Annotated in this window: 11 protein-coding genes; 3 read left to right on the plus strand and 8 right to left on the minus strand. The window is 43.4% G+C overall.

Going from position 1 to position 13,053, the window contains the following annotated elements:
• The first annotated feature begins 29 nt into the window (after nucleotides 1–29).
• A complete protein-coding gene (locus tag FN831_RS16410) occupies nucleotides 30–587 on the plus strand; it encodes an ADP-ribosyltransferase (protein ID WP_185960509.1) in 558 nt (185 codons plus the stop codon).
• Nucleotides 584–943 (plus strand): hypothetical protein, encoded by a 360-nt coding sequence (locus tag FN831_RS16415; protein ID WP_142529276.1) that lies wholly within the window; start codon nucleotides 584–586, stop codon nucleotides 941–943. Before FN831_RS16410 ends, FN831_RS16415 begins: the two co-directional genes overlap by 4 nt.
• Before the next feature lie 68 nt (nucleotides 944–1,011).
• On the opposite strand, the gene FN831_RS16420 is transcribed toward FN831_RS16415, so the two are convergent.
• The 5 genes from FN831_RS16420 to FN831_RS16440 all read right to left on the minus strand — a co-directional run bounded on the left by FN831_RS16420 (nucleotide 1,012) and on the right by FN831_RS16440 (nucleotide 7,744).
• Nucleotides 1,012–3,279 (minus strand): helix-turn-helix domain-containing protein, encoded by a 2,268-nt coding sequence (locus FN831_RS16420; RefSeq protein WP_142529277.1) that lies wholly within the window; start codon nucleotides 3,277–3,279, stop codon nucleotides 1,012–1,014.
• 101 nt (nucleotides 3,280–3,380) lie between these two features.
• Nucleotides 3,381–4,076: a response regulator transcription factor gene (locus FN831_RS16425; RefSeq protein WP_185960510.1), complete on the minus strand. Its 696-nt coding sequence runs from the start codon at nucleotides 4,074–4,076 to the stop codon at nucleotides 3,381–3,383.
• Between the two features lies 1 nt (nucleotide 4,077).
• Entirely contained in the window at nucleotides 4,078–5,901 is a 1,824-nt protein-coding gene (locus FN831_RS16430) for a sensor histidine kinase (protein ID WP_142529279.1), read from the minus strand.
• A 154-nt stretch (nucleotides 5,902–6,055) separates the two neighbouring features.
• Nucleotides 6,056–7,174 carry a Fic family protein gene (locus FN831_RS16435; RefSeq protein ID WP_142529280.1) on the minus strand — a complete coding sequence of 373 codons (1,119 nt, stop codon included), beginning with the start codon at nucleotides 7,172–7,174 and terminating at the stop codon, nucleotides 6,056–6,058.
• A gap of 198 nt (nucleotides 7,175–7,372) precedes the next feature.
• Nucleotides 7,373–7,744, minus strand: a complete 372-nt coding sequence (locus FN831_RS16440; RefSeq protein WP_142529281.1) for a DUF3127 domain-containing protein — start codon at nucleotides 7,742–7,744, stop codon at nucleotides 7,373–7,375.
• Nucleotides 7,745–7,815: 71 nt separating this feature from the next.
• Between FN831_RS16440 and FN831_RS16445 the strand changes: the two genes are divergently transcribed.
• The gene (locus tag FN831_RS16445) at nucleotides 7,816–9,084 is read left to right on the plus strand and encodes a THUMP domain-containing class I SAM-dependent RNA methyltransferase (protein WP_142529282.1); all 1,269 of its coding nucleotides are present in this window, start codon (nucleotides 7,816–7,818) and stop codon (nucleotides 9,082–9,084) included.
• Here the strand turns inward: FN831_RS16445 and FN831_RS16450 are convergent.
• From FN831_RS16450 to FN831_RS16460, 3 genes are all read right to left on the minus strand, one after another.
• The gene (locus tag FN831_RS16450; protein WP_142529283.1) at nucleotides 9,081–11,297 is read right to left on the minus strand and encodes a peptidase domain-containing ABC transporter; all 2,217 of its coding nucleotides are present in this window, start codon (nucleotides 11,295–11,297) and stop codon (nucleotides 9,081–9,083) included. The two genes, FN831_RS16445 and FN831_RS16450, sit on opposite strands and share 4 nt — an antisense overlap.
• Before the next feature lie 26 nt (nucleotides 11,298–11,323).
• Complete coding sequence (locus tag FN831_RS16455) at nucleotides 11,324–12,508, minus strand: HlyD family secretion protein (RefSeq protein ID WP_142529284.1); 1,185 nt, start codon at nucleotides 12,506–12,508, stop codon at nucleotides 11,324–11,326.
• Between the two features lie 89 nt (nucleotides 12,509–12,597).
• Complete coding sequence (locus tag FN831_RS16460) at nucleotides 12,598–12,807, minus strand: hypothetical protein (RefSeq protein WP_246101583.1); 210 nt, start codon at nucleotides 12,805–12,807, stop codon at nucleotides 12,598–12,600.
• Nucleotides 12,808–13,053 lie beyond the last annotated feature (246 nt).

Consider the following 13,053-nt stretch of genomic DNA (forward strand, 5'->3'; position numbering starts at 1 on the left):
AAATTTACAATCATCAAAAGATTGTAAATTTGACTAAAGCAGAGCAGTTCGCCCGAAAATATTTAGGAAGGGAAATACATGAAATCGAGAGGAGTGCTCGAAAAAATGAATTGCCCGATCTTAGTGTATATGAAAAAGCAATTATTTATAAGTATTCAGAAGACGGCTATGAACAAGTTAACGAATTACTGAGATCTACAAATGGAAAAACAAACAGCAATTTTGGTACGATTCTCAATACCTGTCTGTCGAAGTTAGAAAACTTTGAAGGCTTGGTATATAGGTGTGCAAGTCTTAATAGTTTTGAATTAAAAAAATACCTGGACGCTGAAAAAGATGGGGAAGCAATAATAGAGCATTCTTTTATATCTACCACAAAATCCGAATTAACTGCCATATCCTTTGGTCGAAATACCAGATTCGTGATATATTCAAAGACAGGAAAAGAAATCGAAAAAATTGCTAAATATGGGAAATTTGATCCTGCGAATGAGAAGGAAGTTTTGTTTAAATCGGGCAGAAAATTCACTATATTAGAGGTAATAAAAGAGGCCGGTTATACTTTAATAACGATGGAAGAAATATGATAACATTGAAATCTGCAGCAGAGGATGAGAATAACCAGATAAATAAGGATGAATTTAATGAGATCACAAAAATCATGTATGATTCTATTACTACAAATGGGGATTATACTGATGAGGCTTTTATTTCAAAAAAAGAAATCTTAATAAGCTCCTTTGCTACTTTTATCGAACAATATCTAAAACTCCACTTTACTGGATCAAAAGAAAAGAAATTGCAGCTTATAAAATTTATATCTAAATTAAACAGGCAAAAGGAGCTCTTAGAATTATTAACTGATGAAACTAATCTTAATGATATCCACAAAGCAGGTAAAAGGTTAGGGCGCAAATCTCAGTCTGTGTTCGCTAAAAAATAAATCAATATGATCATTAATTAAAGTCTAATTTTCATTACCCGAAATCGGGAGTTAATAAGATGCAGACCTTAACTGTCTCCCGCAAGGTGTGCCGCAATACCGATCTTGATCTCGCCGAAAGTGACACTGGTTCCTAGCTGGGCACGCAGGGGATTCAGATTTACCGTTTTCAGTTCATTGATTGCTTCGAGGATCTTATCCAGCTTTTTTCTGCCCAGGATATCTTTGGCATCAAGCTCCTGCCTGGCTACATAATGCGCCAGATGCGTTTCAATGGTACCGACCACCATATTTCGCTGCTCAGCAATTTCGGCGATGCTCCTGCCTTTACGGAAGAGTTCCAGCGAAACCTCTTTGGTATCTTCTTTAGGTGGCTTCGGTGTTTTTGCAGCGTTGGCCTTTTTAGGCTTTTCCTTTTTTGCCGTAAAATCCAGCTTGTTGGGCATAGCAAAAACCTTTTTCATCTGTGCTTCGCGTTCAGACTGATTTAACAGTAAGCCCACATCAGATTTCGTGAATTCCGTCCCGTTGATGGTAGACTGCAACAAGGCCGTAGCCTTTCTGATCTTCTTAAACTGTTCATAGAACAGCGATTCCATTTCCAGCAGTTCAGTCAGAAACGCGGTTACCTGCTTGTCCTGTTTAACCAGTTCCATCCTTTCAAATATGCGTTTGGACAGCTCAAGCAGCAGGGGATTAAAATAATTTTCTGCAGCAGTGGTGCGGAGCAGCATGGCAGATAAGCCTTCGGGTGTTTGGTCGTGGCTCAGCCGCTGGATCTGGGCAAGAAATTTATTGGCATTGGTTTTTATCTCGCTAAGTTCTTTTAGCAGGGCCTGTGCCCATTTCACATGTTTCTGTTTTGCCGACTTATTGATGTCTTTACTGTAGGAATGCACATGTTCATATACATAATTATCCAGTGGAGTAAGGTCAAAACATTGCAGCAGGTAGCTTCTGAGAAAAGCTTCGCTTTCCTGTTTGATCTGGATCTTCAGCTCTTCTTCCTGTTGCTTGTTCTTAGAAAAATGAGAAACATTCTGATCCTGCCGGATACCCGTTTTTGAGATCTGCGAAGTAAGTACCAGTCCGTCCAGGGAGCGGAGGCGTGACAGGGCCACATAGATCTGCCCGGGCGCAAAGGCATTGCCGATATCAATGATCGCCTTATCGAAGGTAAGCCCCTGGCTCTTGTGCACGGTAATTGCCCAGGCCAGTTTAATCGGATACTGTATAAACTTACCGATCACCTCTTCTTCAATCTCATTGGTCACCTTATGATTAGTGTATTTAATATTCTTCCAGGTGTATTTCTCCAGGATAATACGCTCCCGCTCACCTTCAGTTTCCACCTCAATCTGGTCTGTCCTAAGGCTGATTACCGTAGCGATCTTCCCGTTAAAAAACCTGCGGTCGCCACTCTGGTCATTTTTTATAAACATAATCTGGGCGCCAAGCTTCAGTTCCAGGATGCGTTCTGCGGGATAGGAGCTTTCAGAAAATTCATCTTCGATTATTGCCTGGAAGAGGTAAGACACCCCTTCAAGATCATCCAGGCTTTTTTTGTTTAAGGCATCCGCACGCTGGTTATGCGTAGTCAGTGTGATATATTTATCTTCTTTTGCCGGTACAAATCCGGCTTTGTAATACTGCTCCAGCAGTGCTACATCCCCCGGGGTAATTTCATTGTTGCGCAGGTTGTTCAGGAGATTAATGAACACCCCGTCTGCCTGTCTGTAGATTTTCTCCAGTTCGATATACACCGGAGGGCTTTGCTGCAGGGCATGGGCATCAAAGAAATAAACGCTGTTGTAGAATTCTCCAAGGAGCTGCCACTCGTTTGATTTGACTACCGGCGGAAGCTGGTGAAGATCACCGATAAACAAGACCTGTACACCTCCGAAACTGGCATTGTTCTTCCTGATATATCGGAGCACCATATCGATGGCATCCAGCAGGTCTGCCCGCAGCATACTGACTTCATCGATGATCAGGAGTTCAAGATCCTGAAAGATCCTGCGCTTGGTACTGGTCATCTGCAAATGGCGCACAATAGATCTGGGGGTATTGTACTGCTGGTTGGGGTGCTCTGCTGTTGGCTGCTTAGGGAGATAAGTACCAAAAGGCAATTGGAACAGTGAATGAATAGTAACTCCCGCAGCGTTGATTGCGGCAATCCCGGTGGGGGCAGCAATTACGGCTTTCTTGTGCGTAAGTTCAATTAAATTCCTCAGGAAGGTGGTCTTTCCTGTACCGGCCTTCCCTGTCAGGAAAATGTGCCGCGAGGTGTAATTGATGAATTTAGCAGCAATTTCAGCGGGATTGTATTCAGACATATTTTGCAACAGTTTTGAAGCAAAGGTACTAAAGATTGGAACAAACTAATTATAGATACAATTAATATTCATCACTAATTAAAAATATTAAGTATAATTTATTAATTAACCAGCAATTTGTACCCTTTTCCGTGTACGTTCAGGATCTCTACCTTCGGATCTTCTTTAAGATATTTCCGCAGCTTGCTCAGGAATACATCCATGCTTCTGCCGTTGAAATAGTTATCGTCGTGCCAAATGCTCAGCAATGCTTCTTCACGGGTAAGCACAGCATTCTGCTTTAGGCACAGGAGCTGGAGCAGCTCCGCCTCCTTGGTGGATAACTTCTGCTGCTGTCCGTTATGCTGGATCAGCTGGGTGGTATAATCGAAAGTATAGCTGCCGATCTGGAACTGGCATTGCACAGGCTCGGCTGGTTTAACTTCCTTTACTGAAGCACGCTTCAGCAGCGCATTGATCCGCAGCAGCAGTTCTTCTATGCGGAACGGTTTTGTGATATAATCATCCCCCCCAAGATCATATGCCGAGGCTTTGTCTTCCATCATCGCCTTCGCCGTTGCAAAGATAATCGGCACGGTTTCATTCATCTTGCGGATTTCCTTACCCAGGGCAAAACCATCTTTTTTAGGCATCATCACATCCAGGATGCAAAGGTCAAAAGCCTGCTTGTTAAATGCACGCAGCCCTTCTTCGCCATCCACGCACAAAACGATATCAAACTTGCCTTTTAATTGTAAATAATCTTGCAAAAGCATTCCCAGGTTAGGATCATCTTCGACCAATAGAATTTTCTTCATTTTAATTCAGGGGTATAATTATTTCAAAATGTGTTCCTTTATCCTTCTCACTGCGTACCTTAATGGATCCGTTCATTTGTGTTACAATATCCAACACATAATTAAGGCCCAGGCCAAATCCTTTTACATCATGGAGGTTACCTGTAGGCACCCTGTAAAACTGGTCGAATGCACGCTTGCTCTGTTCCTTTGTCATTCCAATGCCTTCGTCCTCTATCTCCAGTACGAGATTTTTCCCGGAATTTCTCGTGGTTATCGTAATTTTCGGCGGATCGATACTGTATTTATTGGCGTTATCAATCAAATTATAGAGCACGTTAGACAAGTGGAGCTCGTCGCCTTTCACTACAGGATAAAGGGCATCGAGGTTTAGCACAACCTCTGCATCTTTTTTCTGCAACTGCAGGCTCATGCTATCGGTAACGGCCGCAATGAGCGCATTCATATCCACTTCTTCTTCTTCCAGTTTCAATTCTTTTTTATCCAGCCGCGCAATGCTCAGCACCCTTTCGATATGATTTCCAAGGCGTACATTTTCATCGTAAATGATTCCTGCCAAACGGCCGATACGCGCCTTATCTTCCAGGATTTCAGGATCCCTGAGCGCCTCACTGGCGATCATAATCGTAGACACGGGTGTTTTAAACTCGTGGGTCATGTTATTGATGAAATCCGTTTTCATTTCAGAAATCTTCTTCTGTCTTAATATCGCATACAGCGTGTAGGAGAAGATGGAGAGCAGCACCAGCAACAAGGCTCCGGACGAGGCCATTGTCACTTTCAGGTTGCTCAGGATCAGAGATTCCTTATCCGGAAAATTGATATACAGCACTCCCGGGTCACGGATCACATCATTGCTAAATAGTTTTGTTTTAAAGGTATTGTCTGGTAAGATTTCTCCTTTGATGAAAGACACCTTACTGAAAACCACAGAATCGCGGGTTTCGCTTTTCAGCCAGAAATCATAATTCAGCTGAATATTTTTGTTGAGCAGTTCTGCCCGCAGCAACGTATCCAGCTTGCCTTTAGACACCCGCTCATCCAGCGGGATATCAAGCTCCCTCATTTCCCTGGCTGCGGCTTCGAGCACATTAAAATCGCCATTGTTAAGCCTCACGGTATCTGCCTGTAATTCGCTCAGCGCATTGCTGCGCCTTCTGGCGGCAATCTCATCTTCAATTTTAAACTTGGCCCGCATATCTGCATTCAGGCTGGGCAGGGAAATCCGCAACGGACGACCGTCATTGCTGCTATATACCAGATATCTGATACTGTCAGGCAGTTTTTTAGGCTCCAGGTTAAAGGTCTTGCCAGAGCCGATCCTGAATACCTTTCGTACATTGCTGCCGATCATATTCAGGTTCTCGTCGAAACCAACATTGACATCTACATTCAGGGGTGTAGTGGCCTGATTGGCCAGGGCAAAGAAATCAGCCTCAGAAATGATCGTTGGGCTGAGGTACATTTTACGGATCATGCCATCCTGATAATTGAGTTCGTCAATCATCTGTTTCTGCTGATCGTACTTTCTTTTGCGCTCGTCTTCTTTATATTTCTGATCGAGGTCCATCAGCCGGCGGGTCCTGTCGCGGCGCTGATTTTCAATCTTGATACGCCAGGCGTAATCTGTTTTGCTGATACGGTCTACCGCGTTGATCCGCTGTACCTTGTCGGCCACGGCACTGAGTGCCTGGTTTACTTCCTGTTCAAAAAGCTGTGATTTAAGCCGATATGCCTCCCTGATGTAATACAATTGCATTACAAATACACCAAGCAAAGCTATGGTCATGAGTCCGGTAATCAGCCAAAGGCTTTTTTTCTTCATTATTTACAAGGGCAAAAATAAGGAAGAGTAAGTGGATAAGCGCTATTTTAACAATTTTTAACACAGTAAGATTCAAACAGTTGGATAATATGTTTTTTATTTTATTGTGGTGATTATCAATTATGAGAAATCGCTTTTTAGCAGATCAAAAGAGTTATTCATTTTTGCCAGGCTGTTCGTTTAAAACATAGCTTGTGCTTCTCCCGCCAGCTTCTTCCTTAATTAGAATATTTTGATTAAGTAAAGCTTGAATGTCACGTCCAGCCGTATCCTGGGAACATTTAGCGATTTTTGCCCATTTTGAAGAATTAAGTTTTCCATCAAAACCATCAAGCAATTTATTCAGTAGTAACTTGTGCCGATCATTCAGCGTAGCCTTATTTAAATACTCCCAGAACCTGGCCTTAAATAAGACTTTAGACAGTGTTTGATCTGTAGCGGATAAAGCACGGCCAAAACAATCCAGGAACCAGTAGAGCCATTCTGTTATGTCGACTGTCCCTTTTTGCGTAATTTCTAATACTTCGTAATATTTATTCCTTTCCAATCGTATTTGTGCCGACATACTGTAAAAGCGCTGTGCACTCCCGTCAGCTCTTGCGAGTTGCATATCCGTTATTGCCCGCGCTATTCGCCCGTTACCATCATCAAAGGGGTGGATTGTGACGAACCATAAATGGGCTATTCCCGCTTTTAATACCGGATCGATCTTGTTATAGTTATTGAACCATACTAAAAAAGCCTTCATTTCTGAGGATAGAATGTCGGAGTCGGGAGCTTGATAATGTACTTTCTCTTTCCCCATTGCCCCTGATACAACTTGCATTGGATCATTTTTATCATTATCGCGCCAATTGCCGACAATTATTTTATACATGCTGCTGCGACCTGTTGGAAATAATGCTGAATGCCAACCAAATAAACGTTCCTCGCTTAATTCATTCCTATACCGTTGAGTAGCATCAAGCATCATTTCAACGACACCATCAACATTTCGGTCTGAGGGAACAAGGCTAGCCACTTCCATTCCTAATTTCCTGGCAATAGAAGATCGAACCTGATCTGGATTCAGGATTTCTCCTTCAATTTCACTGGATTTCAATACATCTTCTGTCAGGGTTTGAAGAGACGCTTCATTTTGTAACTCAAATCCTATACCTTCCATTTTCCCGAGTAATCTGCCCTGAAGATATCTGACATTACCTAATAATGCTGAAAGGACATTTTCATCCCAGGTAAATTTTGGCCATTGAGGTAATTGATGAATATACATATTTAATCTCCGCATTTTACGCGTCCAATATACAGATTATTCTCCGCAATGTCAATATAAACTACGCATATTATGCGGAGATTGGCGGTCGTAATCTCCGCATAATACAATTAACAATAATATTCAAATAGCCGTAAAAAAAAATGCCGGAAATAAATTTCCGGCATCCGTAGTACAATTTGTTTCCTAAAAAAGTTCTTAAAATGGCAAATCATCTTCTTCACCTGGCGCGCTGTTTAAGTCTGCCGGCGGAGCGTATTGCGGAGTTGAAGGCGCACCTGCTGCACTGTTTGTCAGTGCATTGATTCTCCATACTACTAAACTGTTGAAATAAGAAGTTTTTCCTGCTTTATCTGTCCATGGGCGGCCACGCAGATTGAAAGAAACCTCTACATCATCACCAGTTTTTAAGCTGTCAAACAAAGCAGTTTTGTCTTGCAAAGCTTCAAATCTTATATATTCAGGATAAGTTGGGTTTTCCGCGTACTCGATGATGAGATCACGTTTTTTAAAAGTCTCGCTTACCTGTTGTAATGCACCGATTTCGTGCACTTTTCCTTTTAATTCCATAACAATACTCTTTTATTCTACTTACTAGTCCAAATCTCTATATTTTTATTGATAACTTCGCACAATAAATTATGCAAGTTTTCCACAACAAAAGTAAGGTGATCATCACCTGTAACAAAAGGCTCTCACCATACCTGGTGGAAGAAGTTCAAGCGCTTGGCTATGAAATCGTAAGAGATTTCCAGACAGGGGTTGAGCTCAATATCACGCTAACAGAATGTATTAAACTAAATCTCAATCTGAGATGTGCCAGCCAAATCTTATATTGCATCGGCAGTTTTAAAGTAAACAATCCTGAGGAGCTGTACCGTGAGGTAGTAGATATTGCCTGGGAAGACCTGATCGATTTTGCAGGTTATTTCTCCGTTACTTCCAATGTTGACAATCCAACGATTACTACCCCGCTTTTCACTAATCTGAAAGTTAAGGATGCCATCGTAGACCGGATCAAGGATAAGAAAGGTATCCGCCCCAATTCTGGATCAGACGCCAATAAAACCGTTGTGCATCTTTACTGGAAAGATGATGAAGCAGATATTTTCCTGGATACCTCAGGAGAAACACTTGCAAAACACGGATACCGTAAAATACCAGGCAAAGCCCCTATGCTCGAAGCACTGGCGGCAAGCGTGGTGATGAGCACCAAATGGGACCAGAAGTCTCCTTTTATCAACCCGATGTGCGGATCAGGAACGCTGGCTATTGAAGCTGCGCTGCTGGCAACAAACCGCCGTCCGGGACTGTTCAGAATGAACTACGGCTTTATGCATATTATAGGTTACGAGGAAGAAGTGTTTTTTACTGAACGCCGCATTCTGAAAGACCAGGTAATTAAAAATGTTGACCTGCAGATTGTAGCTTCGGATTTATCTGAAGATGCCGTAGATATCAGCCGTAAAAATGCCAAAACAGCTGGAGTAGATACCCTGATTACCTTTGAGGTTTGTGATTTTGCAGACACCCCTGTACCTGAAGGCGGAAAAGGAGTAGTTGTATTTAACCCTGAATATGGCGAGCGTTTGGGCGTGCACTCACAGTTGGAGCTGACCTACAAGCGTATTGGCGATTTCATGAAAAAGGATTGTAAGGGATATAGCGGTTATATCTTTACCGGCAACCCTGATCTTGCAAAAAAGATCGGTTTAAAAGCATCCAGAAAAGTAGAATTCTACAACGGTAAATTAGATTGCCGCATGATGGAATATGAATTGTATGATGGCTCAAAACGCGCAGATGACGAAAGGCCACAGCCAAAACCCTACAAAGCAGAAGAGCAGGCCCAGTCAGAAGAACAACATCCAGAAGAACAACAGCCGGAAGAACAACAGCCGGAAGATTAAACCCCGGCTTGCTCCGGCAGGGGAAATTGCTTCTGCCACATCGCCGCATAGGCAGATTTACGCCTGAGCAATTCTGCATGCCTGCCTTCCTCGATCAGCTTTCCATGATGCAGTACACAGATCTGATCGGCATTAACCACCGTACTTAAGCGGTGCGCAATCAGGATGATCGTCTTTCCCTTCTCACGGAGATAAGCAATCGTTTTATAGATATATTCCTCTGCGGCAGAATCAAGTGAGGAAGTAGCTTCATCCAGGATCAGGATTTCCGGCTCGCGATATAAGGCCCGTGCTATGGCCAGGCGCTGCCGCTGGCCTCCCGACAGGTTACCTGCATTTTCACCCAACCAGGTCTCAAACCCATTGGGCAGTTTCTCAATAAATTCGAGGATATTGATCTCACCGCAAATGCGGATGATCTTCTTCATATCTGGTTCAAGATCGCCGATCGCGATATTATCGATCACATTGCCTGCAAACAGGTGTACATCCTGGGGCACCACACCTACAACGCTGCGCAGGCTGCTGTTGCTGATGTATTTGATATCGTAATCGCCAATCTGGATACTGCCCGACTGAAGGGAATAGATATTCTGCAGCAGTGACAGCAGGGTAGTTTTCCCTGATCCGCTTTCCCCAACAATAGCCGTGATTTTGCCCTTCGGGATCTGTAAGCTGAAATCTTCAAAAACTGTTACCCTGGTACCATAGCGAAAGCCAACATTCTTAAAGATGATATCGCCAAGCATATCATGGGTCAGTTCTGTTTTATTTTCCGTGGATTCCCTTTCCAGGTCCATAATCTCAAAGAGACGGTCGGCCGCAATCCTGGCATCCTGCAGAACTTTGTTCATCCCGATCAGGCTCACTACCGGGCCGGTAAAATATCCAATGATCGCGTAGAAAGATAATAATTCACCAGCCGTAATCATATTGGCCACCACAAAGGTTGCACCGGTCCACAACAGGATAACGGAAAACAAACTGGAAATAAATCCCCCGGCATTGCTGATCCATAAGGAGTTCATACCTGAAGTATAGATAGTCCGCAGCAGATTGATAAACCTGATTTCGGTCTTCAGATTGGTAAACTCCTCCAGTCCGAACCGCTTTATAGTGCTTACCGCAGTGACGGATTCTACCAGTTGGTTTTCAAGCTCCGCGGTTTTTTCCATCAGCTTGCGCTGGGTATGCTTGTTTAGCCTGTTGGAAAAATAGTAAATAAGCGCATAAAGCGGAACAACGATCAGCATGATCAGCGCCAGTTTCCAGCAATACGTAAACATCAGTGCAAAGGAGAAGAAGATGATAAAAACATTAACGGCAAAACCGATCAGCACATCATTGATAAATGCCCTGATTTTTACGGCATCGTTCATTCTGGAAATGATTTCCCCTACCCTCATCGTGTCAAAAAACTGCTGGGGAAGTTTTAAAAGGTGTTTATAGTATCCCAGGATCAGCCGGGCATCAATCTGCTGCCCTGTCTTAATCGTAAGCAGTGTTTTTGCATGGTTGATAAAGATCTGCAGCAGGATAATCCCGATCATCACCGTCCCCATCAGGTTGAGCAGGTTCATGTTCCCGTCTGGCAGTACATTATCCACGATCTTCTGTAAGAAAATCGAAGACGATAATCCCAGAATGGTGTAAAAAACAGAGCCGGCAAGTACCTGTAACAATACAGAACGGTGTGGTTTCAGCAAATAAAAAAAACGCCGTTCGATACTGATTTTTTCCGAGCCGGCAGAAAAGTCGTCACCAGGCAGCAGGAGCAACAGCACGCCTGTCCAGTTCTTTCTGAATTCATCGGAAGTTACCTTCTGCCTTTCTCCATAGGCCGGGTCCATAACCTCCAGCCATGATGCCGTAACTTTATAAATCACCACGTAATGCGCCATATTATTCTGGTTCACATGTGCAATTACTGGCAGCGGAATATTGGGAAGGTTTTCATAAGTTCCCCTCACCCCTTTAGCTGTAAAGCCGATCCTGGCGGAGGCTTCAATCAGCCCCAGGATATTCGTGCCTTTTGTATCTGTTGATGCCATCTGCCTGATCCTTGCGATAGGCAAATCCAGATCATAAAATGCAGCTACCGAGGCAATGCAGGCAGCGCCGCAATCCGTCACATCATGCTGCTTTATATTTGTCCTTTTGTTTTTCTTTTTCAGGGAGAGGTACCTGCTGATGAAAGATCCTTTTGAGCTCATGCGTTAATTTATGGTTTGGAGTATGATCACATTTGATTGGCGGTCACATTTGGGTTAAGCCAGTCGTCGGCCTTGTCGTACAGCAGCTGGAAAAGCGTTCTGCGGGTAACAAAAAACCGGGCCTGCATGGTCATTCCTTTTCTGATCTTTCCCACATAGCCATTTTTGAGTGTTAACTGGTGCTGGTCCAGCGTGCATTTCACTTTAAAGTAAGGCTGTTTACCGTTATCCATAAAAATATCATTGGAAATGGAGATGACTTTTCCTTTAATCATGCCCCACTGGTTATAATTATAGGCATCAACCTGAAATTTAGCCGGTGTCCCCTTTTTTAACAGTCCAATATCCCTGGGCAGCACATATGTTTCGGCGATGATTCCTGAATCAGGAGATATTTCGCCCAGCAGCTCATTGGCCGTCACCAGGCTTCCGGGCTGAATTCCTTTCAGCTGCTGTACTGATCCTGTTACCGCTGCTCTCAGTGTGTAAAACTCCTTTTCTTCTGAATACTGTCTGTTCTGGGAATTGAGCTCGCGGTTTTGGATTTGAAGGCCATTATATTCTGCCTGCCATTTACTGCCCTGATCTTCACCAATCAGGGAAAGCTCATTGCTGATATTATCCACTTTCAGTTTTGCCTCTTCATATTCCTGTGAGGATATCGCCCTGCGCTGATAGAGGTAGAGATACCTGTCGAAATTCCGTTGTGCTACCTGATACCTGGAACGGGCTTCGGCGATCCGCTGCATAAAATAACTGTATTGCTGTCCGTATAATCCCGATCGGAGCGAAAGCCGCTGAGACCACCTGTTTCCTTTACTGGCAGCAATCAGCGCTACAAGGTCATTGAGCTGCGCCCTTACATCACCCTGCTGAAGGGAGGTCATATCGTTTTTTCCGTCTAGAGATTCACGTTTAATAGTCAGGAGCACCTGCCCCGACCGGACATGTGCATTCTCGGTAACAAATACAGAATCTATCCTGCCTGATACCAGTGATTTGACCTCATTGCGTTCTGACACAGGCCGGAACAGGCCCATACTTTTTACATTGACATCTACCTTTATAAAAAACAGTCCAAGAAACGCCGCCAGCAATACCAGCAGCATCGCCTGATAGATCACAGTTGTTCCGGATCGATGCGTATGAAAATGAAACTCGGCAGTGTTCTCGATAATCTCCTGCGGGAAAATATATTGGTCCTGGTTCATAAATCAGCAAAGGGTGAATAAAAAAGCAAAAGGGAGAAATCTGACGTTTCCTCCCTTTGTTTACCTGATGTTTGGTTTAAACTTTGTTTTTATAGACTTAGGTTAAGACCACTTAAAAGACCGCCTAAATTAAGGCCGCTAGTAAGATTGGTAAGCGGGCCGGTAGCCAGTAATGCTGTTACACCTGATTGCGAGTTCACGCTCAGCGATAAGATATTGCCGATAGTTACCGGGCCGATCAGGTTACCCTGGATGAGATTAGTACCGTCTAATAATCCACCACCATTAATTTCTGTCATTTCATTTTGAGTCAATTCTTGAAGATTCATACGTATTCTTAAAATTTGGTTGTTGCCTACTATTTTTCAGGTCTTCGGCTGTTCCTGGACTGTACCAAATGTCTGGTGCCTTCTCAAATAATAGAACGAGAAGATGTTTTAACAGGATTTTTTTTTCACTTCATATGACACAACCTGCAGGAATACATTACCCCCTGTGGTTGTGGGTGTTACGTCAACTAAAAGGGTTGATAATACGTAGCAGAA

It is taken from the genome of Pedobacter westerhofensis (assembly GCF_900182595.1).
GTDB classification, from domain to species: domain Bacteria; phylum Bacteroidota; class Bacteroidia; order Sphingobacteriales; family Sphingobacteriaceae; genus Pedobacter; species Pedobacter westerhofensis.